The 24582-nt window shown below is 37.1% G+C and carries 27 protein-coding genes; 3 read left to right on the forward strand and 24 right to left on the reverse strand.

Features of this window, described 5'->3' with window-relative positions:
• Window positions 1–10: 10 nt before the first annotated feature.
• The 14 genes from AC1Q51_RS08830 to gpr form a co-directional block, all read right to left on the reverse strand.
• Window positions 11–454: a GatB/YqeY domain-containing protein gene (locus AC1Q51_RS08830; RefSeq protein ID WP_000054582.1), complete on the reverse strand. Its 444-nt coding sequence runs from the start codon at window positions 452–454 to the stop codon at window positions 11–13.
• Window positions 455–469: 15 nt separating this feature from the next.
• On the reverse strand, window positions 470–643 hold the full coding sequence (gene rpsU / locus AC1Q51_RS08835; RefSeq protein ID WP_000048061.1) for a 30S ribosomal protein S21: 174 nt from the start codon (window positions 641–643) through the stop codon (window positions 470–472).
• Window positions 644–964: 321 nt separating this feature from the next.
• Entirely contained in the window at window positions 965–2317 is a 1353-nt protein-coding gene (mtaB, locus tag AC1Q51_RS08840; RefSeq protein ID WP_078401053.1) for a tRNA (N(6)-L-threonylcarbamoyladenosine(37)-C(2))-methylthiotransferase MtaB, read from the reverse strand.
• A gap of 6 nt (window positions 2318–2323) precedes the next feature.
• Window positions 2324–3073 carry a 16S rRNA (uracil(1498)-N(3))-methyltransferase gene (locus AC1Q51_RS08845; protein ID WP_001190142.1) on the reverse strand — a complete coding sequence of 250 codons (750 nt, stop codon included), beginning with the start codon at window positions 3071–3073 and terminating at the stop codon, window positions 2324–2326.
• 144 nt (window positions 3074–3217) lie between these two features.
• A complete protein-coding gene (gene prmA, locus AC1Q51_RS08850; protein ID WP_000872103.1) occupies window positions 3218–4156 on the reverse strand; it encodes a 50S ribosomal protein L11 methyltransferase in 939 nt (312 codons plus the stop codon).
• Between the two features lie 28 nt (window positions 4157–4184).
• Window positions 4185–5300 carry a molecular chaperone DnaJ gene (dnaJ, locus tag AC1Q51_RS08855; protein ID WP_000043947.1) on the reverse strand — a complete coding sequence of 372 codons (1116 nt, stop codon included), beginning with the start codon at window positions 5298–5300 and terminating at the stop codon, window positions 4185–4187.
• Between the two features lie 204 nt (window positions 5301–5504).
• Entirely contained in the window at window positions 5505–7340 is a 1836-nt protein-coding gene (dnaK, locus tag AC1Q51_RS08860) for a chaperone protein DnaK (protein ID WP_000034701.1), read from the reverse strand.
• A gap of 26 nt (window positions 7341–7366) precedes the next feature.
• Window positions 7367–7933 carry a nucleotide exchange factor GrpE gene (gene grpE / locus AC1Q51_RS08865; RefSeq protein ID WP_000392711.1) on the reverse strand — a complete coding sequence of 189 codons (567 nt, stop codon included), beginning with the start codon at window positions 7931–7933 and terminating at the stop codon, window positions 7367–7369.
• A 114-nt stretch (window positions 7934–8047) separates the two neighbouring features.
• A complete protein-coding gene (hrcA, locus tag AC1Q51_RS08870; RefSeq protein WP_000954942.1) occupies window positions 8048–9064 on the reverse strand; it encodes a heat-inducible transcriptional repressor HrcA in 1017 nt (338 codons plus the stop codon).
• 133 nt (window positions 9065–9197) lie between these two features.
• Window positions 9198–10337 (reverse strand): radical SAM family heme chaperone HemW, encoded by a 1140-nt coding sequence (hemW, locus tag AC1Q51_RS08875; RefSeq protein WP_492331466.1) that lies wholly within the window; start codon window positions 10335–10337, stop codon window positions 9198–9200.
• Window positions 10338–10388: 51 nt separating this feature from the next.
• On the reverse strand, window positions 10389–10763 hold the full coding sequence (locus AC1Q51_RS08880; RefSeq protein ID WP_001293539.1) for a winged helix-turn-helix transcriptional regulator: 375 nt from the start codon (window positions 10761–10763) through the stop codon (window positions 10389–10391).
• 130 nt (window positions 10764–10893) lie between these two features.
• Window positions 10894–12717: an elongation factor 4 gene (gene lepA / locus AC1Q51_RS08885; protein WP_001030948.1), complete on the reverse strand. Its 1824-nt coding sequence runs from the start codon at window positions 12715–12717 to the stop codon at window positions 10894–10896.
• Between the two features lie 210 nt (window positions 12718–12927).
• Complete coding sequence (locus AC1Q51_RS08890; RefSeq protein WP_001207094.1) at window positions 12928–13293, reverse strand: YqxA family protein; 366 nt, start codon at window positions 13291–13293, stop codon at window positions 12928–12930.
• Complete coding sequence (gpr, locus tag AC1Q51_RS08895; RefSeq protein ID WP_075719071.1) at window positions 13290–14393, reverse strand: GPR endopeptidase; 1104 nt, start codon at window positions 14391–14393, stop codon at window positions 13290–13292. The genes AC1Q51_RS08890 and gpr overlap by 4 nt, the downstream gene beginning before the upstream one ends.
• Before the next feature lie 180 nt (window positions 14394–14573).
• On the opposite strand from gpr, the gene rpsT reads away from it, so the two are divergent.
• The gene (gene rpsT / locus AC1Q51_RS08900) at window positions 14574–14831 is read left to right on the forward strand and encodes a 30S ribosomal protein S20 (RefSeq protein WP_001274012.1); all 258 of its coding nucleotides are present in this window, start codon (window positions 14574–14576) and stop codon (window positions 14829–14831) included.
• 85 nt (window positions 14832–14916) lie between these two features.
• Here the strand turns inward: rpsT and holA are convergent, their stop codons facing one another.
• On the reverse strand, window positions 14917–15927 hold the full coding sequence (gene holA / locus AC1Q51_RS08905; protein ID WP_075719075.1) for a DNA polymerase III subunit delta: 1011 nt from the start codon (window positions 15925–15927) through the stop codon (window positions 14917–14919).
• Between the two features lie 346 nt (window positions 15928–16273).
• Between holA and AC1Q51_RS08910 the strand changes: the two genes are divergently transcribed.
• Window positions 16274–16408 (forward strand): YqzM family protein, encoded by a 135-nt coding sequence (locus AC1Q51_RS08910; protein WP_000997609.1) that lies wholly within the window; start codon window positions 16274–16276, stop codon window positions 16406–16408.
• A gap of 31 nt (window positions 16409–16439) precedes the next feature.
• Here AC1Q51_RS08910 and AC1Q51_RS08915 read toward each other — a convergent pair whose 3' ends face one another.
• The 3 genes from AC1Q51_RS08915 to AC1Q51_RS08925 all read right to left on the reverse strand — a co-directional run bounded on the left by AC1Q51_RS08915 (window position 16440) and on the right by AC1Q51_RS08925 (window position 19996).
• On the reverse strand, window positions 16440–18761 hold the full coding sequence (locus tag AC1Q51_RS08915) for a DNA internalization-related competence protein ComEC/Rec2 (protein ID WP_090977048.1): 2322 nt from the start codon (window positions 18759–18761) through the stop codon (window positions 16440–16442).
• 14 nt (window positions 18762–18775) lie between these two features.
• Window positions 18776–19333, reverse strand: a complete 558-nt coding sequence (locus AC1Q51_RS08920; RefSeq protein WP_000439773.1) for a ComE operon protein 2 — start codon at window positions 19331–19333, stop codon at window positions 18776–18778.
• A 63-nt stretch (window positions 19334–19396) separates the two neighbouring features.
• Window positions 19397–19996 carry a helix-hairpin-helix domain-containing protein gene (locus AC1Q51_RS08925; RefSeq protein WP_000989936.1) on the reverse strand — a complete coding sequence of 200 codons (600 nt, stop codon included), beginning with the start codon at window positions 19994–19996 and terminating at the stop codon, window positions 19397–19399.
• Window positions 19997–20073: 77 nt separating this feature from the next.
• Between AC1Q51_RS08925 and comER the strand changes: the two genes are divergently transcribed.
• Window positions 20074–20901, forward strand: coding sequence for a late competence protein ComER (comER, locus tag AC1Q51_RS08930; RefSeq protein ID WP_001020554.1), 828 nt, complete (start codon window positions 20074–20076; stop codon window positions 20899–20901).
• 180 nt (window positions 20902–21081) lie between these two features.
• Here comER and AC1Q51_RS08935 read toward each other — a convergent pair whose 3' ends face one another.
• The 6 genes from AC1Q51_RS08935 to aroE all read right to left on the reverse strand — a co-directional run bounded on the left by AC1Q51_RS08935 (window position 21082) and on the right by aroE (window position 24580).
• Complete coding sequence (locus AC1Q51_RS08935; protein ID WP_000873074.1) at window positions 21082–21831, reverse strand: class I SAM-dependent methyltransferase; 750 nt, start codon at window positions 21829–21831, stop codon at window positions 21082–21084.
• Window positions 21828–22184: a ribosome silencing factor gene (gene rsfS / locus AC1Q51_RS08940; protein WP_000998193.1), complete on the reverse strand. Its 357-nt coding sequence runs from the start codon at window positions 22182–22184 to the stop codon at window positions 21828–21830. The genes AC1Q51_RS08935 and rsfS overlap by 4 nt, the downstream gene beginning before the upstream one ends.
• Complete coding sequence (gene yqeK / locus AC1Q51_RS08945) at window positions 22181–22750, reverse strand: bis(5'-nucleosyl)-tetraphosphatase (symmetrical) YqeK (protein ID WP_075719079.1); 570 nt, start codon at window positions 22748–22750, stop codon at window positions 22181–22183. The genes rsfS and yqeK overlap by 4 nt, the downstream gene beginning before the upstream one ends.
• Window positions 22740–23309, reverse strand: coding sequence for a nicotinate-nucleotide adenylyltransferase (nadD, locus tag AC1Q51_RS08950; protein ID WP_001226048.1), 570 nt, complete (start codon window positions 23307–23309; stop codon window positions 22740–22742). The genes yqeK and nadD overlap by 11 nt, the downstream gene beginning before the upstream one ends.
• Window positions 23310–23447: 138 nt before the next feature.
• The gene (yhbY, locus tag AC1Q51_RS08955) at window positions 23448–23741 is read right to left on the reverse strand and encodes a ribosome assembly RNA-binding protein YhbY (RefSeq protein ID WP_000955227.1); all 294 of its coding nucleotides are present in this window, start codon (window positions 23739–23741) and stop codon (window positions 23448–23450) included.
• Window positions 23742–23746: 5 nt separating this feature from the next.
• The gene (gene aroE / locus AC1Q51_RS08960; RefSeq protein WP_053563633.1) at window positions 23747–24580 is read right to left on the reverse strand and encodes a shikimate dehydrogenase; all 834 of its coding nucleotides are present in this window, start codon (window positions 24578–24580) and stop codon (window positions 23747–23749) included.
• Window positions 24581–24582 lie beyond the last annotated feature (2 nt).

Raw genomic sequence — 24582 nt, forward strand, 5'->3', positions numbered from 1 at the left:
AGACGTTTTTTTATGCTAATAGCTGGATAACCAACTTATTCACAAGTGATCCGTCTGTTTTACCTTTTACTTTCGGCATAACAGCAGTCATCACCTTACCCATATCTGCTTTAGAAGTCGCACCAACTTCAGAAATAACTTGCTTGATTACATCAACTAGTTCTTCTTCAGTTAATTGCTCTGGCAAATATGCGCTTAAAATCTGAATTTCACTTTGCAGTTTATTAACAAGGTCTTCACGACCAGCTTTTTTAAATTCAAGGAGGGAGTCCTTATACTGTTTTACTTCACGAGCTAAAACTGTTACTTCCTCTTCTTCAGTAAGAGTATGTTGCAGTTTAATACCTTCATTTTGTAAAGCAGCCTTAACCATACGAATAACGGTTAATTTTTCTTTTTGTTTATTCTTCATCGCTTGTTTCATATCATCGTTTAAACGACCGAGAAGACTCATAACTTACACCCTCTCTTAGAATTTACGCTTTCTTGCCGCTTCAGATTTCTTCTTACGTTTTACACTTGGTTTTTCATAAAACTCGCGCTTTCTTGCTTCAGCAAGTGTACCAGTTTTAGAAACCGATCTTTTAAAACGGCGAAGTGCATCCTCCAAAGACTCGTTTTTACGAACGACTGTTTTTGACATTCTCTTTCCCTCCCTCCGAAACATCACACTTACATACTAACTTCAGCATGCAAAAAGAAACACTTCTTCAGCATGTCTTTTACGATTATAATACATTTTATCACTTCAGGTCAACTATTTGGCAGAATAAAAGAAGAATAGAAGCATTTCCTTTTCAAAAGTTATACAAATAGCTAGTATCCTTCTTTCATGAAGACAACTATATTTTTATCATTTCAACTTTTTTCATACAGGGATGCACGAAACGCCTCTCCACCTTCTAGTACTTAACCGCTTCAAATAAAGAAAGCATGCAAACCGTTTCCGGTTGCACGCTCTTTTTTATGCGCTTGCTGATTCATTTTTCACATCATCTTCAAGAACACGAACAAATTGCGCTTCGTTATATGGATAGCCAGCTTTCGTAATTTTCACTTTCACTAGCTTACCAATTAATTCTTCTGATCCTTCAAATACAATTTTCAAGTAGTTATCTGTATACCCTACATATAACCCTTCACGGTCGCCGTCTTTAAATTGCTCTTCTGGAATAATTTCAAGCACTTCACCTTCAAACGCTGATGCATATTCTTTCGCTAATTGATTAGATAGCTCAATTAAACGATGAACACGATCGTTCTTCACATCTTCAGGAACTTGATCTTCCATGCGTGCTGCAGGTGTTCCTGTACGTTTTGAATAAGGGAACACGTGTAACTCAGAGAAGCGGTTCTCTTTAATGAAATTGTATGTTTCCATGAATTCTTCTTCTGTTTCACCTGGGAAACCAACGATTACGTCAGATGTAATCGCAAGGCCTGGTAACGCTTCTTTCAAACGATCTAAACGCTCTTGGAAGAATTCCATCGTATATTTACGACGCATACGTTTTAATACAGTATTAGAACCAGATTGTAACGGAATATGCAAGTGACGTACAACTACTTCAGATTTATCTAACACTTCAATTACTTCATCTGAAATTTGACTCGCTTCAATAGAAGAAATACGAAGACGTTTTAATCCGCCTACTTCCGCTTCCATATCACGAAGTAATCCAGCTAAGTTATAATCTTTTATATCTTCGCCGTATCCACCTGTATGAATACCCGTTAATACGATTTCTTTATAGCCTGCATCCACTAATTGTTGTGCTTGTTTAATAACCTCTTTTCCATCACGAGAACGCATTAAACCACGCGCCCAAGGAATGATACAGAATGTACAGAAGTTATTGCAACCCTCTTGTATTTTTAAAGACGCACGTGTACGATCCGTGAAATAAGGTACATCAAGTTCTTCGTACACACGTGTTTTCATAATATTGCGGACAGCATTAATTGGTTGACGCTCTTTACGGAATTCTTCGATGTAACCTAACATCTTTTCACGATCCTGTGTACCAACTACAATATCTACACCTGGAATCGCCATAATTTCAGCTGGAGATGTTTGTGCATAACATCCCGTTACGCAAATAACTGCATCTGGATTTTGACGCACAGCACGTCTGATTACTTGACGGCTTTTTTTGTCCCCAGTATTCGTTACTGTACATGTGTTAATAACATATACATCAGCTTTCTTTTCATATTCTGTTCTTTCATAACCACCTTGTTTAAACAATTGCCAAATGGCTTCTGTTTCATAGTGGTTTACTTTACAACCTAACGTATGGAACGCAACAGTTGACATTGATCATCACCCCATCAATTCAAAATGATACGAAGCAGCACTTAACGCGTATAACGGCGCCGTTTCTGTTCTTAAAATTCTTGGTCCTAAACTACATGGTACAAATTTATGTTCACGAAGCGCTGTAATCTCTTCCTCAGCTAAACCGCCTTCTGGGCCAAATACAATCAATAGCTTTTGACCTGGTTTCATTGTCGTTAAAGCTTTCGCAAAATTAGATTTCTCGCCTTGTTTCGCTTCCTCTTCGTAAGCAACAAGACAAACATCATACTCACCACTCATTGTAAGCAGTTGCTTAAATGATGCCGGAGCATGTACTTCCGGAATTTCACTTCTATGTGATTGTTCCGCAGCTTCTTTCACAATTTTTCTTAAACGCTCAACTTTTTTATCAGCTTTTTTCGCATCCCATTTTACGATAGAGCGAGATGCTTGAAATGGTAAGAATGCAGCTGCCCCAAGCTCAGTTCCTTTTTGAAAAATCAACTCTAGCTTGTCTCCTTTTGGCAGTCCACTTGCAATCGTCACGAAAACAGGAAGTTCACTTGACGCCTCTACCCATTCTACAATAGCCGTATTAATAAATTCACTGGTAATTTCATCAATTGAACATACTGCTGTTTTTCCGTTTACACAGCAGTAAATTTGATCGCCAGCTGTCATACGCATTACTCTCGCAATGTGATGTACATCATCACCTACAATGCGAATCTTTGCTTCACTTACATGTTTTTCTTCTACAAAATAACGTTGCATATAATCACCTTAGTAGAGTTTCGTTCCTTTCGTAAGTCAACACTTACGAAAAGAACGAAACATTATCATTTTTCATATAACAAACGGCAAGTCCCTCACCTTATAGTGAGAGACTCCCCTTTTCATTATAGACTAAAATCTATATTACGCATTTCGTGCAATAATTGCTACCCAATCTTCCATTCGTAACACTTCTTCAATTGTAAATCCAGCTTGTTCTAACGCCTCAGAAATTACTTTTTCCTTCGCAGCAATAATGCCCGATGTAATAAATAATCCACCTGACTTCACAACTCTCGCTGCATCTTCAGGGAATAAAAGAATAATTTCTGCTAATAAGTTAGCTACGATTAAATCAACAGGACCTTCAATACCTTCTAAAAGACTATTTTGCCCAACAGACACGATATCATCTGTTTTATTTAAACGCACATTCATTTCTGCACTTTCAACTGCAACCGGATCTAAATCATATGCTTGAACAGAAGACGCACCTAATTTTGCCGCTGCAATACTAAGCACACCAGAACCTGTTCCTACATCAATGATAGTGTCACCTGGCTGTACTGTTTTTTCTAAAGCACGAATACACATCGTTGTTGTTGGATGAGTTCCTGTACCAAACGCCATACCTGGGTCTAATTCAATGATTTTTTCATCAGGAGAAGATGGTGTATATTCTTCCCACGTCGGTACGATTGTGAATGTATCAGAAATTTGTACTGGATGGTAATATTTTTTCCAAGCAGTAGCCCAATCTTCTTCATTGACTTCGTTAACGGTAATATTTCCAGTACCAATTTCAATGTCGTAAGATGGAAGCACATCAATAGATGATTTTACACCTGCAATCGTTTCATGTAAAGAATCCGTTTGCGGGAAATATGCTTTTATTAATACACCTTCCGCCGGATATTCATCTGGATTCAATGCATAAATTTCACCATATTGTTGCTCGCGCTCTTTCGTTAACTCCGCTGGATCCTCAATCGCAACTCCGCTAGCACCAGCTTCATGTAAAATATGAGAGACAGCTTCTACTGCTTCTTCTGTTGTATGAATACTAATTTCTGACCATTTCACAATTTACCAACTCCATTTTTTATTTCCATTATTCCCCTTTGAAAGCACGTTTAAGCTTTCCGAATAAACTATCATCCTGCTCTTCTTGTCCTGCAAATTCACGTAATAAATCTTTTTGCTGTGAAGTCAATTTCGTCGGTACAACAACACGAACGACTACATATTGATCTCCTTGGCCGTATCCACGTACGTTCGGAGCACCTTTTCCTTTTAAGCGGAATTCTGTTCCAGTTTGTGTTCCTGCTGGAATTTTCAGCTTCACTTTACCATGAACAGTAGGAACTTCCACTTCATCACCAAGCGCCATTTGCGCAAATGTTAATGGCATTTCGCAAATAATGTGATCTCCTTCACGCTCGAAGAATTCATGATTTCTTACATGAACGACAACATATAAGTCTCCTGCTGGTCCGCCATTTACGCCGGCTTCACCTTTTCCAGACACACGAATTTGTTGACCATTATCGATACCCGCTGGAATTTTAACATTGATTTTTTTACGCTTACGAACTTTACCTGAACCGTGACATGTCGTACATTTTTCTTTAATAATTTGTCCAGTTCCTGAACAATGACCACAAGCTTGACGGTTTACGATACGACCAAACGGTGTGTTTTGTTCTACACTCACTTGACCAGAGCCTGAACAATGTTTACATGTTTCTTTTGAAGTTCCTGGTTTTGCTCCACTACCTTTACAAGTATCACATGGATCTTCTACTGGAATTTCCACATTTAATTCCTTACCAAAAATAGCTTCTTCAAAATCTAAAGTGACTTGATATTGTAAGTCAGCACCTTGGCGCGGAGCATTTGGATCACGACGTCTGCCGCCGCCACCGCCAAAGAAAGAACTAAATATATCTTCAAAACCGAAGCCACCGCCGAAGTCTCCTCCGCCGCCAAATCCACCGAATCCTTGATTTGCACCAGCATGACCAAATTGATCGTACTGCGCACGCTTTTGATCATCACTTAACACTTCGTATGCTTCTTGTACTTCTTTAAACTTTTCAATTGCATTTTCTTCTTTGCTTACGTCTGGATGGTATTTTTTAGCCAAACGACGATACGCTTTTTTTATTTCATCTGTTGAAGCGCCCTTGCTAAGTCCAAGGACCTCATAATAGTCTCGTTTACTCATAAATTTACAACCCCCGAATCTTTCACATAAACGTAATTTTAACACCGAAAGAAAGTGCTTTGCAACAAAGTTTCCTCACTTACAGTATGCAAAGCGAAAAACTTAAGATCCTCACACATCGCTTCTCATTCGTGAAAAAAGCCAAAGTCAAGGCACGCTTGACTTTGACTTTTTGTCATCTTACTTATTATGTTTACAGTTGAATTACTTGTCTTCTTTTACTTCTTCAAACTCAGCGTCAACTACATTGTCTTTCTTCGTGCCAGCGTCTTGTGCACCTTGCGCACCTTCTGCTTGACCAGCAGCTGCTTGAGCTTGCTCGTATAATTTAACAGTTAATTGTTGTACGATTTCTTGTAAAGCATCTTTTTTCGCACGAATTTCTTCAAGCTCGTTTTTCTCAATTGCAGCTTGTAATGCTTCTTTCGCTTCTGTTGCTTTTGCAACTTCAGCTGCATCTACTTTACCTTCTAAATCTTTTACAACTTTGTCTGTTTGGAATACAAGTTGGTCAGCTTCGTTACGAAGTTCAACTTCTTCCTTACGTTTTTGGTCAGCGTCAGCATTTGCTTCCGCTTCTTGTACCATACGTTCTACTTCTTCATCAGAAAGACCTGAAGAAGATTGGATTGTAATAGCTTGCTCTTTGCTTGTTCCTAAGTCTTTCGCACGTACGTTAACGATACCGTTCGCATCAATATCGAATGTTACTTCGATTTGTGGAATACCACGTGGTGCTGGTGGAAGGTCAGTTAATTGGAAACGACCTAACGTTTTGTTGTCAGCTGACATTGGACGCTCACCTTGTAATACGTGAATGTCTACTGCTGGTTGATTATCCGCAGCTGTCGAGAATACTTGTGACTTACTTGTTGGAATTGTAGTGTTACGCTCGATTAATTTCGTGAACACGCCACCCATAGTTTCAATACCTAAAGAAAGTGGAGTTACGTCTAATAATAGAACGCCTTCTACATCACCAGTAAGTACGCCACCTTGAACTGCAGCACCTAATGCTACAACTTCATCAGGGTTTACACCTTTATATGGCTCTTTACCAGTTTCACGTTTAATAGCTTCTTGTACAGCTGGGATACGAGTAGATCCACCAACAAGAATAACTTTATCTAATTCGCTTGGAGCAAAACCAGCGTCTTTTAATGCACGACGAGTTGGCTCTAATGTTCTTTCAACAAGACCTGCTGAAAGCTCTTCGAATTTCGCTCTTGTTAACGTTAATTCTAGGTGTAATGGACCAGCAGCTCCAGCACTAATGAATGGTAATGAAATTTGAGTTTGTGTTACACCAGAAAGATCTTTTTTCGCTTTTTCAGCTGCATCTTTCAAGCGTTGAAGCGCCATTTTATCTTGGCTTAAATCAATGTTATTTTCTTTTTTGAACTCAGCTACTAAGTGATCGATGATAACTTGGTCAAAGTCATCGCCACCAAGACGGTTGTCACCAGCAGTTGAAATAACTTCGAATGTGCCGTCTGCTAACTCAAGGATAGATACGTCAAATGTACCGCCACCTAAGTCATATACTAAGATTTTTTGTTCTTCGTCTTGTTTTTCTAAACCGTAAGCAAGTGCTGCTGCTGTTGGCTCGTTAATGATACGCTCAACTTCTAAACCAGCGATACGACCAGCATCTTTCGTTGCTTGACGCTCTGCATCGTTGAAGTATGCAGGTACTGTAATAACAGCTTTCGTTACTGTTTCACCTAAGTATGCTTCAGCAGAAGCTTTTAAGTTTTGTAAAATGATTGCAGAAATTTCTTGAGGTGTATAATCTTTACCTTCAACTTCTACTTTGTAGTCTGTACCCATATGACGTTTAACAGACATGATTGTATTTGGGTTTGTAATTGCTTGGCGCTTTGCAACTTCCCCAACTTGACGTTCTTCATTTTTGAAAGCTACAACAGAAGGTGTTGTACGGTTTCCTTCTGGATTTGGGATAACCTTTGGTTCTCCACCTTCCATAACAGCTACACAAGAGTTTGTTGTACCTAAGTCAATACCGATAATTTTACTCATGGCGAATCCTCCTAGTTTTATGTAAATTATTGATTTACTTTTACCATTGATGGGCGAATCACACGGTCTTTTAATTTATAACCTTTTTGGAATTCTTCCACAACCGCGTTTGATTCAAATTCACTATCTTCCACTTGCATAATAGCTTGGTGTTCATTAGGATCAAACTGTTTACCAACAGCTTCAATCACTTCCACACCTTCTTTAGTCAGCGCTTCTAACAATTGACGATGCACCATTTCCATGCCTTGTAACAAGGATTTCGTTTGCTCATCAGTCGCTTCCACTTGCATTGCTCTTTCAAAATTATCAAGAGCTGGCAAGATGTCTGAAACTAGACTTTGTGCTCTATATTTTTCAGCAGCCTGTTTATCCATTTGGACACGGCGCTTATAATTTTCAAAATCAGCTTGTAGACGTAATGTGCGACCTTCCGTTTCCGTTAGTTTCGCTTGTAACTCATCTACTTTTTCTTGTAAAAGAGCAGCCTCACTTTTTTCTTCTACAGTTTCTTCACTGTTTTCTGGCGTGACAGCTTCTTCAACTTGCGCTTCTTTTACTTCTTCTACCACTTGTTCGTTACGCTCTTCCACAATATTCACCTCCTTAAAAGGTATTAGGTATCATGCATAGCATGATTACCTAAGCATTATATATTACACACAGCAATGAAAATTTCATCACTTGAGCGAATGTATTACTCTCATTTACTTTTTAAGTCCATCAGTAAATTGTCTCGTAAATAACTGTAACAAACTAATTACACGAGAATATTGCATTCTCGTAGGACCTAAAATAGCAATTGTTCCAAGTTGCTCTTCGCCGATCGAATATGTTGCAGAAATTAAACTGCAATCCTCCATAGCCGTCGAAGTGTTTTCCCTACCAATTTTCACTTGAATCCCGACTTGTTTATGACGCAAAATGTCATAAAATTCGGCTTCATTATCAATCATGGTAAGCAAAGATCTAACCTTTTGAATGTCATGGAACTCTGGCTGCGAAAGCATATTTGCTTTTCCTCCAAAGTATATCTTTTCCGATAACGGAACTTGAAATGTACCATCTAACATTTTTATTGCACTATCGTAATTATGAACATACCCACGTAAAACTGTAACAATCTCCTTAAAGATTTTATTATGAAGTTCTTCCATCGGTACGCCAGATAGCTTTTCATTTAAAACATTAACCATTTTTTCTAAATCTGATAAATCAACAGATTCCGGAACGGTAATCGTTTTACTTTGTACATGCCCTGTATCAGTTACAATAATAGCGACTGCAGTTTGACGATCAAGCGGCACAATTTGTACATTTTTAAGTTTATTTGTACTTAACTTCGGTCCAAGAACAATGGCCGTATAATTCGTAAGTTCTGATAAAATTTGAGCAGATTGCTGTGCAATTTTTTCCGCTTCAAAAATTCTTTCAGCAAATAAATCTTTAATTTGTACAATTTCAGCGTTCGGTAAGTTTTGCGGCGCTAAAAGATGGTCTACATAAAATCGGTAGCCTTTCTCAGAAGGAACACGTCCAGAAGAACTGTGCGTTTTTTCAATAAAGCCTAATTCTTCTAAGTCCGCCATTTCATTTCGAATAGTAGCTGAACTAAATGTAATTTCATCTTTTTTAGCCAACGTTCTAGACCCAACAGGCTGCGCTGATCCAATAAAGTCATCAATAATTGTTTGTAAAATTAAGAGCTGACGTTCCGTAAGCATCTCATCATCACCTCTGTTAGCACTCTTTGTCTTTGAGTGCTAAATCTATTAATAACTTACCAAAATTGACATTCAATTGTCAACGGAAACGTCACGAAATAATGAAACTTTTTCACGCCTATGGAACATTTAATTAGTCAATCAAAAATGATTGGAATACTTCATTCCCTAATAATTTTCCTTTTCGCGTTAAACGCACATGTCCATTTTCCTCTTCAAGTAATCCTTGTTCTTGATTGCTTTGTAACTGCTTCGCGAAAACTTGATCCATCTCCACATTAAATTTATTGCGGAATGCCGTTTTAGAAACACCTTTTGTTTTTCGAAGTCCTAAGAACAGTTCTTCTTCCATTCTTTCTTTCTCCGTCACCTTATGAACATCTAAATACGGAAATCCTGTTTCATCAATTTTATTAAAATATTGCTTCAGCGGACCTACATTTTGAATACGTTCCCCATTCACATAACTATGAGCTCCAGCTCCAAAGCCATAATACTCTTCATTATTCCAGTATGTGAGATTATGTCTACTTTTATTTTCACCTTTTGAGAAATTACTAATTTCATACTGGTTATAACCGTGTTTCTCCATTTCATACATTACCATTTCATACATTTTAGCTTCATGGTCTTCACCCGGAAGACGCAATTTCCCTTTATTCATTAAGTTATAAAACACTGTTTTAGGTTCCACAATTAATGAATATGCCGAGAAATGTTGTACACCAAGCGTAAAAGCAATGTCTAATGTTTCCTTCACATCTTCTATCGTTTGTCCTGGCAAAGCATAAATAATATCTACATTAATATTTTTAAAGCCTACTTCCTGAGCTTCTCGAATCGCTAGGAATGCATCTTCCCTCGTATGCTTGCGCCCGATTTTCTCAAGCAGTTCATCACGGAACGTTTGCACACCAAAACTAATTCGATTCACTCCACCTTCTAGTAGTACATTCAACTTCTCTTTCGGTAGATCTCCTGGATTCGCTTCAAATGTCAATTCACAATTCGGAGCAAACGGACGCAAATGACGATTAATAATCTCGAGTAATTTTTTTGTCTGTTCCATATTTAACGCTGTCGGAGTTCCACCGCCCACAAAAATCGTTTTCATACTATCAAACGGAACTTTTTGAACCGTATTTATTATTTCCTTCTCTAAATAATCTAAATATTGATCAACCGGTTGGCGTTCAATAAACACTTTATTAAAATCACAATAGTGACAAATGTGCTGACAAAACGGAATATGAATATATGCAGCATGTACCAAATATAACTCCTACCTTTCTAAAAAGAAAACCTCCGCACTCCGGAGGATTCTCTACTTCTCTAACGTATTACGAATTTGTTCCATTCGCATTTTTCCCCAATCATACATCATTTCAACGATCGGTAAAAGTGACATGCCTAGTTCCGTCATATAATACTCAACACGAGGAGGAATTTCGGGATATACTGTTCGATCAACAATCCCATCTTCCATTAACTCTTTTAATTGGTTCGACAAAACTTTATGAGAAATGCTTGGGAATAACCGTTGTAATTCACTAAAACGATGAGGCCCTTCCACACCAAGATGCCACAGTATCACAACTTTCCACTTTCCACTAATAATAGAAAGCGTCAATTCCTTTTCACAATTAAAATTGCCATTTTGTATTTTATCTTGAATATCTTTTCGAATATTTTCGGACATTAACAATCTCCTAACTCTATATGAACTAAAAAGCTCTCTCATTATTGTAAATGAGAGCTGCTCAGATGTCTAAAAAGTAATTATACAGAAAAAAGAAGCCGCACAAACGACTTCTTTTTTATTTCAAATATTAGTTGTCATCCATTTTCAGTACAGCCATGAATGCCTCTTGTGGCACTTCTACAGAACCAACAGACTTCATACGTTTTTTACCTTCTTTTTGCTTATCAAGAAGTTTACGCTTACGAGAAATGTCACCGCCGTAACATTTTGCAAGTACGTTTTTACGCATCGCCTTAATTGTAGAACGTGCTACAACTTTATTTCCGATAGTCGCCTGAATTGGTACTTCGAACTGTTGTCTCGGAATTAATTCTTTTAATTTCTCTACAATTACTTTACCACGGTCATACGCTGAATCACGGTGTACGATAAATGATAAAGCATCCACTTGTTCATTATTTAAAAGAATATCCATTTTCACAAGTTTAGATGGTTTATAACCAATTAACTCGTAGTCAAATGATGCATACCCTTTCGTATTTGATTTCAATTGATCGAAGAAGTCATATACGATTTCTGATAACGGGATTTCATATGTTAATGTAACACGCGTTTCATCTAAATATTGCATATCAATAAACGTTCCACGTTTACCTTGGCAAATTTCCATTACAGCTCCAACATAGTCATTCGGAACCATAATTGAAGCCTTCACAAACGGCTCTTCTACACGATCGATAGACTGTGGATCTGGCATATTAGATGGATTATCAACAATAACATCTTCACCGTTTGTTAAATAAACTTTATAAATAACGCTTGGCGCTGTTGTAATTAAGTCAATCTTAAATTCACGTTCAATACGTTCTTGAATGATTTCCATGTGAAGAAGTCCTAAGAATCCACAACGGAAACCAAATCCTAACGCTTGAGATGTTTCTGGTTCAAACTCAAGAGCAGAATCGTTTAACTCTAATTTTTCTAACGCATCACGTAAATCGTTATAACGAGCAGAATCAATTGGATACAGCCCACAGAATACCATCGGGTTTAATTTACGGTAACCTGGTAACGCCTCTGCAGCTGGACGTTTCGCATGTGTAATCGTATCACCAACACGTGTATCACCTACGTTTTTAATAGATGCTGCTAAGAAACCTACATCACCTACTGTTAACTCGTCACGTTGCGTAGTTTTCGGTGTAAATACACCTACTTCTGTTACTTCAAATTCTTTACCCGTTGCCATCATACGTACTTTATCGCCAACTTTTACCGTTCCATTTACAACACGGATATAAGCAATTACACCACGGTACGGATCATATAAAGAGTCGAAAATCATACATTGTAACGGCTCTTCTGAATCACCTGCCGGAGCTGGTACTTTTTCAACAATTTGTTCTAAAATTTCTTCAATACCAATTCCAGCTTTCGCAGAAGCAAGTACCGCTTCTGATGCATCTAAACCAATTACATCTTCTACCTCTTGACGTACACGTTCTGGATCCGCACTTGGTAAGTCGATTTTATTGATAACTGGTAAAATTTCTAAGTTGTTATCGAGCGCTAAGTATACGTTCGCTAACGTTTGAGCTTCAATACCTTGCGCTGCATCTACTACAAGAATCGCGCCTTCACAAGCCGCTAAACTACGAGATACTTCGTACGTAAAGTCGACGTGTCCTGGTGTATCAATTAAATGAAGAATATACTCTTCACCATCTTTTGCTTTATAGTTTAATTGAACTGCGTTTAATTTGATTGTAATACCACGCTCACGCTCTAAATCCATAGAGTCAAGCAACTGAGCTTTCATTTCGCGTTGTGTTAACGCATTTGTTTTCTCTAAAATACGGTCTGCTAACGTTGATTTTCCGTGGTCAATATGAGCAATAATAGAGAAATTACGAATTTTGGACTGTCTTTTTGCTCTTTCTTCTTTGTTCATCTATGTTCTCAACTCCTAATAGTCTCGCCAATATACACTAGCACTGATTATATCAATAGAGCAACAAAGATTCAATGAAAACTCGTGCTGCTTACGATACAAATCATTCTATCTATATCTTATGCGAATAAACCATAAGAGACAAACCCTTTTCAAATTTTAAAACGGTTGTCTTACAAATCAGTAAAACAACCATCTCCCATGCTACTCTTAGCTAAAAATCCCCTTTATTTTCCCAACAACTATATCCGTTCCGAACTTCGTCATTTCATAAGCTACACTTGCTACCGCCATCCCAATTCCTTCTACAACATTAAAACTTCTTAAACGTTCTAATTGTTGTTGTTTTTCTGAAGCTGAAAACGAACTACCCAAAATTTCTGATTCAGCACCTGTACTCTCTGTCCCTGTCATATGAGCTATTTGTTCATACGACAATTGCCGATAACCTTTCATACTTTTCAAACCATGATTAGCAAGTGACACTCCTGCTATCATCATAAGTAAACATAAAGCTACACTACATATACACAAAAGCGCAAAACGACTCAAACTATTATCATCTTTCTCCCTCAATGTGTATACGCTCCCGTATTATCTTGATCAATTTGATGATGCAGCGCTGCATTTAAACCACTCGCTATTACATTCGCCATATCCTCAATAAAAGTATCTACTTCTTTTGGGGTCACCATTAAGTTATGACCAAGGGGCGATAGCACTTCATAAATCAACCTTCTTTTTTCTTCTTCTTCTAACGTACCAACAGCACCTAAAAACATATTTCGGCTCTTTTCATCTGGCATATCTTCTTCTGTTAATTTTTTCTTTTCTCCAAATGAAAATCCCGCTGGTAACAAAGATCTTGAAGGTTTGTTTCCTTCTTTCATCTCTCGACCAAAATGTTTCAAAATAAAATCAATTGTATCACTTGTAATCGAAACGGCATCGACCACAGTCGGAACACCAATTGCGATAACAGGGATACCTAATGTCTCTTTACTTAGTTCCTTACGTTTATTCCCAACCCCTGATCCAGGATGGATTCCAGTATCAGAAATTTGTATCGTGCTATTTACTCGTTCAATAGAACGGGCAGCTAATGCGTCAATCGCAATTACAAAGTCTGGATTTGTCTTCTCAATAATCCCATAAATAACATCGCTCGTTTCGATGCCTGTAATCCCCATTACCCCCGGCCGAATTGCACTAACAGGCCTGAATCCTTCTTCTACACTTTCAGGCTGCAATTGAAACAAATGTCTCGTTACTAATACATTTTCTACAACTATTGGCCCAAGAGCATCCGGTGTTACATTCCAATTCCCAAGACCTACAATTAAACAGCTCGCTTCTTTGGTAACACCAACCTCTTCTAAGAAATAAGAAAATTCTTTTGCAAAAATACGCTCCACTTTTTGTTGAAGTTCTGTATCTTGCTGACGTATACCTTGTACTTCAAGCGTTAAATAATTTCCAGGTTTTTTACCCATCGCTTCAGAGGCAGCTTCATCAATTGTTACTTTTGTAATTATAGTACCTTCTTCTTCCCTCTCTTTTACAATTACCCCCTGTACCCCTTTTTGTTCTTCTTGGCTTTCTTGCAACATTTGATGAGCTTCTACAGCAAGGTCAGTTCTAACGCTATATTTACTTAAATCCAATGGTTCTTTCATCGTATCTCCTCCGTAATTCATAGTAAATATCGTTAGATTTCCCAAAGTTATATAAGGTCATTCTTTCCTTTACGTGAAATTTCATGGATATACTATTGCAATTCTCTTCACCGTTTGATAGAATATCACTTGTTCTATGTAAGAATCGAGTCATTCGATTGCACCAGGGAGGTGAAAAGTATGGCAAACATCAAATCTGCTATCAAACGCGCTAAACTTAGCGAAGAGCGTCGTGCACATAACGCTTCTATCAAGTCTGACATGCGTTCTGCTGTTAAAACTGTAGAAGCTTTAGTTACTAATAACGATCTTGAAAATGCTAAAGAAGCTTTCAAAACTGCTTCTAAAAAACTTGACAAAGCAGCTCGTAAAGGTCTTATCCACCAAAACGCTGCATCTCGTCAAAAATCTCGCTTAGCGAAACAAGTAAACGCGTAAGGCGTTTAAAAAACGATCCATTTGGATCGTTTTTTTATATACAAAAAAAGTTCATGCACTAGGTACATGAACTTTTTTTGTGTCATCACATATGATTTAATCGCATTAAGAAAAACTCGAGCACAAGTTTCTTATCCATCTTTCCCGTCTTCATACTATAATCAGCTTCTGCTAATTCTATAATCACTTTTTTTAATTCTTCAAAAGAGAAAAATTTCGTTTGATTCATCGCCAATTTTACACGATACGGATGTACACCAATATGAGATGCAATTTGATTTTGCCCATAACCACGTTGCTGTAACTCTTTCACTTGATACAACAAACGGAATTGACTCACTAATAACGCAAGCAATTTAATCGGCTCTTCCTGCTGCGTAAATAATCCATCCAAAATTTGCATTGCACCTGCAATATCTTTTTTCACCACTTTTTCTGTCAAAGCAAATACATTTTGCTCAACTGATTTTGGCACAAGCTCTGCAACAAGTTTCGTCGTAATCTCTCCGCCCATACCAACGTATAACGTTAACTTGTCCATTTCCTTCGCCAACATCGTTACATTACTTCCCACAAGCTCTAGCAACAAACTAACAGCCGCGTTATCAATGTGCACATGCACTTCATCTGCACGAGCAATAATCCACTTCTGAACATCCTGCACTTGCATCGCATTCGCTTCTACTACATCTGCTGTTTTCTTTAATAGTTTTGTAATTTTTTTTCGCTCATCAAGTTTTTCGTAAGGCGCAACAAAAACAAGAATAGAAAATGGAGAAGGTTCACCAATGTATTCTTCTAAAATTTTTATATTTTGCTCTAACTTTTCTTTTTGCGAAGTCAGAAATAGCGGTGATTTTATTAACAGTACTTTCCGTTCTCCAAAGAAAGGAAGCGTACGCGCATCCTCAACCACATCTTCTAAATACGCTTCTTCTAAATCGTATGTCACAACATTAAACTCTCGATCTTCTTCTTCAAGTGCTTCTGTCGTAATAAGCTTTATCGTTTCATTTATAAAAAAAGCTTCCGTTCCATATATTAAATATAACGGAGCAAACTGTTTCTTTTTAATTTTTTTATGTATATCACTCATACTTTTTCCTACTCCCTAACTTGGCAATATATATTTATACTAATGCCCTAGCTTTTGTTTTACAAGTACAAAGGAACAGGCTTTATAACCCGTCCCTTTATTTATATTAAACGCCACGCAATAAGCCCCGGGTTTCTTATTGGTGTGCGGTAATCACCTTCCCTTTATTATTCGCAATAAAAATTTGAGTATAAGTGCCAACTGTTAACATGCTTGGAAACGAAAAACTCACATTACTTCATGATTTACAAGTAACAAAAAAGCTCGTTTTCTCTTCATATGGAAATTGTAGATTTTTTTCTGACAATATTTTATACTAAAGTGGAATGTTGGGGAGGGATTCTAAATGAATGATTTTGAACAAAACGTTCAAAGTAAACGCAATGACGCTATTGATTCAGGGGTAGGATTTATCGTCTCATTTGGTTTTTTCGCAACACTTTTCATCATTGCAACTGTTATTAAATTTATCGGTTCTTAAAGACTGCCACTTCATGGCAGTCTTCTCTTTTTCATCTATTATGTGTTTTATCATATGTGATTTTACTTTTAAAGGTTCCATTTTCCCCTTTAAAAACATAGGAAATAGCACCTTGCTTGTCCGTGCGCCATATCGCACTCCCCATCTTCTCAAAACGCTCTATCACTTCTTTATGCGGGTGTCCATACCTATTCTGCTTACCAACAGATATAATCGCTACACGGGGCTGTATAACGTTCAAAAAAGACTCTATAGATGACGTGTTACTTCCATGATGAGCAACTTTTAAAACATCTACTCGCAAATCTGGATAAGCAGATACTAAAAACTGCTCTCCTTCTTCTTCTAAATCGCCTGTAAATAGCCACGTCAATCCTCCAAATTTTGCCCATATTACAATTGAAGCATTATTTTCACTTTTTTCTTTTCCTTTTGGAGCTAAAACGAAAAATTCAGCTTCATTTACACTCCAACTTTCCCCTTCCCCCACTTCAGTTATTTTCATTTCCTTTTCTAACGCCTGTTTCTTTACTACTTTTTCTAATACTGCATCTTTTCCCTTTCGGCCAAATACAACTTCTTTTACAGGTATATATGATAATAATTCTTGCGCAGCACCTATATGATCTGCATCTCCATGCGTTACGATTAATTTATCAATTGTTTTAATACCTTCTTTTTGTAAATAGGGTATTAAAACATCATTTCCAACAGAAAATTCATGCTTTTTTTGTTGCCACTCTTCCTTATTGACACGAAGCGTTCCACCTGTATCAATAAGATAAACCCCTTTATCATACGGAAGGCGAATTAATATTGCATCACCTTGTCCAACATCAATAAATGTTACACTTCCACTTCCTCTAAAATATGGATATACATAATGACACGTGCTAATAAAAAGAAATATACTCACAACTATACAAACCATTTTTTTCGGCGCTCTCCTTTCCCAAACCATCAATATACTGACAATACTCGCGCAATATACAGCTACAAGATTGAAGAACGTTTTCCCGAAAATAAGCTGGTTAAATGGTAAACTTTCACAATAACTTAGAAAAACATTAGACATACTCAAGCCTATTGATAACACATCCGCAAATCCTTTTGCGAGAAACGGGACAATTGGCATACACAGTAAAATAATAATGCTACATGGTAATACAATGATAGATAAAAACGGAACGTATAAAAGATTGAGGAAAATGCTATATGGAGAAAAATAACCAAAGTGATATAACAAAATCGGAGTACTAACGAGCTGTGAAATGATAGAAATATAAATAGAATTTCGGATTACTCCGTTGCTACTCACTAACAATAACGGAGCAGACAAAAGTAAAGCGAAGCTACCTACAAAAGAAAACTGAAATCCAATATTAAAAACAAGATAAGGGTCATATATAAGCATACATATAGCTGTTACACTTAAAGCATCTAAACTAGATAAACGAATCGAGCACATAAAAGCAATCAACGTCAAAACTCCTGTTATAGAAGCCCTTATAACAGAGGGTGACGCCCCTGCTAAAACCATATACAAAGGAATACAAATGATAAGGCAAATTGTTGCTACCTCCCTCGTCGCACCACTTCTTAGCAAAATAAAATATACTATCACCATTAACAATACAATGTGCGAACCTGAAATTGCTAACAAATGTACAAGACCAAACTGTTGATATTGCTCTTCCACTTCAAACGTCATTTGTTGTCTATCACCAAATAGTAAAGCATTCATAAAAGCACCTGATTGCTCTGGAAACATCTCTGTAACTTTCGAGATTACTTGTTGCCTCAAAAGGAGAATCCGTTGCATGAGCGACAGTGATGTTTTATAGCATTCAGAAATATATGTAGCCTCAAATGTGAAATGAATATGTTGCTTGTATAAATAATCACGGTAATTAAAACCATGAAAATTCCGAGCTGTTTGCGGTTCTTTCCTCTCACCCTCGAATACACATGATATCCCTGCGTATAATTGTTGCATTTTTTCCTTTTCCAAGGCTGATTTTATTCTATAACTTAACTGCACTATATTTTTATTGTGATCTTCAAACTGAAAAGATAGGCGATCTCCATTAACAAGCGGTGTATTTTGTATAACCCCTCTTGTAACTCCATAGGACTCTCCTAGAGACTTATTCCACCCTTGAACATAGGAAGTGTATATAGCGCCACTAAAGCACGCTACAATGCAAAAAAAGAAGGTTTTACGCGAAGTGCGATATAAACAGAAGAAAACATTTAAAAAGAGGCAAAAAACTATCAATAAAAGTGACGAGGAAAAGGCAATTGCAATCCCTATTATAAACGAGATTGCAACATACCCCCATTGTTCCTGCAACTTATACTCACTCCTTATAGCATCATTTTTGCTTTCGTGAATACATGCTGTAATTCTTCCATTGATAAATTATCTTTTTCTAAAGACGCAAATAATTCTTTTAACTCCGTATAACGTTTTTGCTCCTCTAATGCAGCGATATCATATTCTAGCGGAACGTGCTTCACTGTTACATTCGCTTGTTCAAATAATTCTATGGCGTATGGATGATTTTTATAATCCTGCGCATAATAAACCGCTGTAATACCACTTTGAATAATTGCCTTACAACATTGTAAACAAGGGAAATGCGTAACGTAAATTTCTGCTTCCTCTGTTTTCGCACCAAACTTGGCACATTGTAATAAAGCATTCATTTCGGCATGAATTGTCCGAACACAATGATTATCGATTACGTAACAACCATCATCTATACAATGTACGCCACCTTTAATCGAACCATTATATCCACCAGCAATAATTCGTTTATCGCGAACGATTGTCGCTCCTACCGCAAGCCTTGTACATGTACTACGTAACGATAGTAGATGGCTTTGCGTCATAAAATATTGATCCCATGAAATTCGTTCCATATTTTTCACCTACTTTTTTGTCTACTTGTAGTGTAGCGAAAGAAGAAAAACTTCGTCAATCTTTTACGGAATAATAATTTGATCTTTTATCTTTTCAAGAGACTTCGCACCAATCCCATCAATCTCTAATAAATCTTCTATTTTCTGAAACGGACCATGCTCTTCTCGATATTTCAAAATACTTTCTGCCTTTCGAGAGCCAATCCCTGTAATTTTTTCCAATTGCTCTTTCGCTGCTGTATTTATTCGAATCTTGCCATCTTCCTTAGAAGAAGTAAACATCCCTTGTTCTGACTCATTTTTACTCGGTATATAAAGAAGCATTTGATCTTGTACAATTTGTGCTAAATTCACTTTTTTCATATCTACTTCTGATAAAAAACCACCAGCCTTTTGAACCGCATCCTTTACGCGATCTCCTTCCTTCATTTCATATACCCCTTCTTTATTAACCGCTCCTTTCACATCAATTATAATTGTTCTTTTCTGTTCCTTTGTATCCGATATTTTCGGTTTACCCTTTTTTTCTATCTCCTTCTCTTGCACATTCATTGTAATAGGCGTTCGTTCTACACTCTGATTTGTTTTCCAAAAAACAAGAAAAAGTAAAGTTCCAATAATAGCTACTAAACCTAACCACTTTTTCGGAAAATCCCACATCATTTTACACCTCTAATCATAAATTTATAACATCATTCATATTGTTTAGGAGAAAGCTGTTACGAAGGAGGGATGAAACTTTGAACATAGGAATTATAGGGACAGGAAACATGGGGAATATACTAATCGATGCATTTTTAGAAACCCGTGCTGTCAAACCTTCGTGCCTTACAATCATTAATCGGACGCCTGCCAAAGCATATCATATAAAAGAAAAATACCCTTCTGTTCATATAGCAAAAACAATCCCGGAAGTAATCGAACAATCACAACTTATTTTTATTTGCGTTAAGCCCATAGATATATACCCTATCCTAAAAAAATACGCTGAACATTTTTCTGATGAAACGTGCTTAGTTTCTATTACAAGTCCAATATCTCCATCACAATTAGAGACTCTCGTACCGTGCCACGTCGCACGTATCATTCCAAGTATCACAAATCGCGCCCTCTCTGGCGCCTCACTATTTACATTTGGAGATAATTGCTCTGAAGAATGGCAACAAAAACTACTTCGTCTATTCAAAAATATTTCTACACCTCTTGTAATAGAAGAAGATATAACACGTGTTTCATCTGATATAGCAAGTTGCGGTCCTGCTTTCTTTAGTTATTTACTACAATGCTTCATTAACGCTGCTGTAGATAAAACAAATATTACACACGAAGAGGCTACTACTTTAGTAAGTGAAATGGTCGTGGGGATGGGGAAATTACTTGAAAAAGAAATCTTCACATTACCTACCTTACAAGAAAAGGTTTGCGTGAAAGGCGGCGTTACCGGGGAAGGCATTCGGGTTTTAGAAGAACACGTTGGAGATATGTTCCATAAGTTAATCGAGCGAACACATGAAAAATTTGATGAAGATTTAGAATGCGTTGATCAGCAATTCAATAAACACACATAATAAATACGTCATTTTCATTCCAAATCCTTTTTATAAATACTTACTTTTTTACAATACATTTTCACTTCAACTACTATTCCCACACTTTACGCATACGATCTTCAGATTATGCTAGAACTAAAAATACATCTTCTTTATAAAACAAAAGCAACCTTCTCGGTTGCTTTTGTTTTATTTGTTTTATCCGTTTTTCTTCGCCATGAAGAAAATACGCTCTGTTTGTTCTGTAACTTCAAGTCGCTCAAAATCACCTGTTACACGAAGAACTGTAAAACCTGCTTCTTCAAGCCATTTCGTTAACTCTTCCACTTGATATGCACGTTGCACGTGACATTCGTCAAACCGATGGTACACATCTTCTTCCGGATCTTGAACAAAGAATGTCAAATCATGCTCTACACTATTTGATTCTTCACCAGGGAAGCAATTCCAAATAAGAGATATTTCTTCTCCATTCACTGTATACGTTTCATTTTGAAATACATGATGTATTTTATATAAAGAATGTACATCAAATAAAAACAAACCATCTTGACGCAAATGGTGAAACACTCTTCTAAATGTTTCTTGTACTCCATCTTCTTGCAATACATAATTTAATGAATCACAAAAAATCGTTACACAGTCAAACTCACCCGGAACATCAAGCTCGCGCATATCTTGTTGGTAAAAAGGAATAAAATGCCCTTCTCCGCCTAGTTTTTGCTGAGCGACTGTTAACATTTCTTCTGAAAGATCGACACCTATTAAATCGTAACCCTTTTGCACAAGCGGCAGGGTTACATTACCTGTACCGCATGCTACATCAAGAATTTTTGCCTCTTTCATACCTGCCTGCTGTAAACTTTCCTCTGTAAATTCCACCCATTTATCATAAGGGACATCATTCATTAGTTCGTCGTACAACAATGCAAATTGTTCGTATTTCATTGTCCTAACTCTTCTGTAATATCTTCACGTGGCACATCGCCCCATAGACGCTCTAAATTATAGTGATTACGCTCATCTTTATGGAATACATGAGCAACTACATCTCCAAGATCAACTAATACCCAACGTGCTTCGTCAAACCCTTCCATACGTTGTACGTCGATTTGGAACTCATGTGCTTTTGATTTAATTTCACGTGCAATTGCTTGCACTTGTTTATCTGAATTTCCGTGACAAATAATGAAATAATCTGCAATTGGTGAAATACCTTGCATATTTAGGACAACCATATCTTCTGCTCTCTTATCATCAGCTGCTTTTGCCGCTAATACTAATAATTCTTTATCGTTCATTTACTCATTTCCTCCTTGATAACTGCATTGTATGTTTGGAATGTTAATGGATAAATCGTCTGATCTTTTTCCATTAAAAATTGAATTGTTCTTTTTAACGCAAATAATAGGGCTTGATTTATATCCGTATATGCGAGTTTACGAGCCTCTTCCACTCCTGGAAACTTTCGCCCAGGTTCAATGTAATCAGCTACATAAATCACTTTATCTAACATCGTCATATTCTCATGACCACTTGTATGATATGTAATAGCTTGCAAAATTTCAGAATCCGTAATGCCTACTTCTTTTTCTAGTAAGTATGCCCCAACAGGTGCATGCCATAACTCTTTGTTATAGCAAAGTAAATCTTTCGGCAAATCTTCACGTTTAATAATCTCTTCCATTTCTGAAATTGCTCTACATTTCGCATAATCATGGAATATAGCTGCCATCTCTGCTTTTTTCTCGTCCACACCGTATAACTTAGCAAGCTCAATCGCTGTCTCCATTACACCAATTGTGTGTATATAACGTTTTTCATGCATTTGTTGTTTGACAATATGCAGTGCATTCTCACGATTCATACAACCCATTCCTCTCGATATATACCTGTACTTTTTCAGGAAGTAAATATTTACACGTTTTCTTCTCTTTATATCTCTCACGTAATAAGGATGAAGAAACTGCAAATTCCGGAATTTCCACTGTAGTAATCTTATATGGTGTATGCAATGTATACCCAGGTCTTGCAACTCCAACAAACGTTACAAGATTAAGTAAAGCTTCAATGTTATACCACTTCGGTAAATATTCAACCATATCCCCACCAATAATAAAGTGAAACTGCACATCCGGATACTTCTTCGTCAATTGTAACATAGTGTCATACGTATAAGATGGGCCCTTCCTACTTAGCTCTTCTAAACAAATAGAAAAGTGTTCTTCTGCCTCAGTCGCGAGCTCTAACATATGTAAACGACTTTCTACACTTGTAATATTCCGCCCTTGTTTATGTGGCGGAATCTGGTTTGGCAAGAACCATACTTCTTCCAAGTTCAAAGCGTGATATACTTCATTTGCAATTAGCAAATGTCCATAGTGAGGCGGATCAAATGTACCGCCAATGATGCCAATTTTCCTCAAAAGAAACGCCCCTTCCTTTTATATACAGCAACTCTCCTTGGTTAGGAACGAAGAGAGTTGCTATTAATAAAAGTTCAATTGGTTTCGCTCTCTACATCATTACGCATCAGCGATAAAAAATAGCGCATGCTAATCTTTTTATCGAGGAAGCTTAATTTGTTTATTTTCTCTTGATTCTTTGTATAAAACGATTGTGCTTCCAATTACTTGAACGATTTCAGCACGTGCACCTTTTGCAAGTTCTTCCGCAACCTCACGGCGATCAAATTCACAGTTTTGTAATACGCTCACTTTAAATAGTTCACGAACTTCTAACGCTTCTCCAATTTGTTTTACCATATTTTCATTTACTCCGCCTTTTCCTACTTGAAAAATTGGTGTTAAATGATGTGCTTGTGCACGTAAAAATCTTTTTTGTTTTCCTGTTAACATATATGTTAGCCTCCAAGCTTTTCTATAACTAATTGTTTCATTCGATTAATATTTGGTACACGTCCTGTCCACATTTCAAATGCAAGTGCTCCTTGATAAACAAACATATCAATACCATTTTGAATGATTGCGCCTTGCTCTTTTGCCTCACATAAAATTTTCGTTTCAAATGGATTATAAATTATATCTGATACAATCGTTCCTTTTTTTAACGAACACATTTGTAATGGCGTATGTTCGACGTGTGGATGCATACCTATCGTTGTCGTCTGAATGATAATATCATAATTTCCTTGTTCTTCTGTCGCTTTTTCTAACGACAAAGCAACAGAATTAACATCGGCCGTACGTGCAGCAATAAGTTCTTTCGCCTTATCTACTGTACGATTGGCTACATCAATCTCTTTTACACCTACATCAGCAAGAGAAAAATAAATAGCTCGGCTAGCACCACCTGCACCAAGTAACAAAATACGTTTCCCTTGAAGTGGTTCATTACTAATTGACTGCAGCGCTCGAACAAAACCAATTCCATCTGTGTTGTAGCCAATTAACCTTCCATTCTTATGAACCACTGTATTTACTGCACCGATTTTCCTTGCCAATGGATCAATCTCATCCAAATACTCCATGATAGCAACCTTGTGCGGAGTTGTTACATTAAATCCTGAAATACCTAATGCTTTTAAACCTCTTACTGCTTCCCCTAGCGCTTCCTCTTCAACAAGGAATGCATGATAATGGGCATCCATATTCAAGTGTTCAAATGCATCGTTATGCATAACGGGTGATAATGAATGTCCAATTGGATTTCCGATTACACCATATAATTGTTTCATAA

Source organism: Bacillus sp. MT94 (assembly GCF_058792475.1).

Excerpts from the sequence above, each read along its gene's own strand:
- AC1Q51_RS08830 (WP_000054582.1), bottom strand. The coding sequence starts at position 454 with ATGAGTCTTCTCGGTCGTTTAAACGATGATATGAAACAAGCGATGAAG.
- rpsU (WP_000048061.1), bottom strand. The coding sequence starts at position 643 with ATGTCAAAAACAGTCGTTCGTAAAAACGAGTCTTTGGAGGATGCACTT.
- mtaB (WP_078401053.1), bottom strand. The coding sequence starts at position 2,317 with ATGTCAACTGTTGCGTTCCATACGTTAGGTTGTAAAGTAAACCACTAT.
- AC1Q51_RS08845 (WP_001190142.1), bottom strand. The coding sequence starts at position 3,073 with ATGCAACGTTATTTTGTAGAAGAAAAACATGTAAGTGAAGCAAAGATT.
- dnaJ (WP_000043947.1), bottom strand. The coding sequence starts at position 5,300 with ATGAGTAAACGAGACTATTATGAGGTCCTTGGACTTAGCAAGGGCGCT.
- dnaK (WP_000034701.1), bottom strand. The coding sequence starts at position 7,340 with ATGAGTAAAATTATCGGTATTGACTTAGGTACAACAAACTCTTGTGTA.
- hrcA (WP_000954942.1), bottom strand. The coding sequence starts at position 9,064 with ATGCTTACGGAACGTCAGCTCTTAATTTTACAAACAATTATTGATGAC.
- AC1Q51_RS08880 (WP_001293539.1), bottom strand. The coding sequence starts at position 10,763 with ATGTCCGAAAATATTCGAAAAGATATTCAAGATAAAATACAAAATGGC.
- lepA (WP_001030948.1), bottom strand. The coding sequence starts at position 12,717 with ATGAACAAAGAAGAAAGAGCAAAAAGACAGTCCAAAATTCGTAATTTC.
- gpr (WP_075719071.1), bottom strand. The coding sequence starts at position 14,393 with ATGAAAGAACCATTGGATTTAAGTAAATATAGCGTTAGAACTGACCTT.
- rpsT (WP_001274012.1), top strand. The coding sequence starts at position 14,574 with ATGGCAAACATCAAATCTGCTATCAAACGCGCTAAACTTAGCGAAGAG.
- holA (WP_075719075.1), bottom strand. The coding sequence starts at position 15,927 with ATGAGTGATATACATAAAAAAATTAAAAAGAAACAGTTTGCTCCGTTA.
- AC1Q51_RS08910 (WP_000997609.1), top strand. The coding sequence starts at position 16,274 with ATGAATGATTTTGAACAAAACGTTCAAAGTAAACGCAATGACGCTATT.
- AC1Q51_RS08920 (WP_000439773.1), bottom strand. The coding sequence starts at position 19,333 with ATGGAACGAATTTCATGGGATCAATATTTTATGACGCAAAGCCATCTA.
- AC1Q51_RS08925 (WP_000989936.1), bottom strand. The coding sequence starts at position 19,996 with ATGATGTGGGATTTTCCGAAAAAGTGGTTAGGTTTAGTAGCTATTATT.
- AC1Q51_RS08935 (WP_000873074.1), bottom strand. The coding sequence starts at position 21,831 with ATGAAATACGAACAATTTGCATTGTTGTACGACGAACTAATGAATGAT.
- rsfS (WP_000998193.1), bottom strand. The coding sequence starts at position 22,184 with ATGAACGATAAAGAATTATTAGTATTAGCGGCAAAAGCAGCTGATGAT.
- yqeK (WP_075719079.1), bottom strand. The coding sequence starts at position 22,750 with ATGAATCGTGAGAATGCACTGCATATTGTCAAACAACAAATGCATGAA.
- yhbY (WP_000955227.1), bottom strand. The coding sequence starts at position 23,741 with ATGTTAACAGGAAAACAAAAAAGATTTTTACGTGCACAAGCACATCAT.
- aroE (WP_053563633.1), bottom strand. The coding sequence starts at position 24,580 with ATGAAACAATTATATGGTGTAATCGGAAATCCAATTGGACATTCATTA.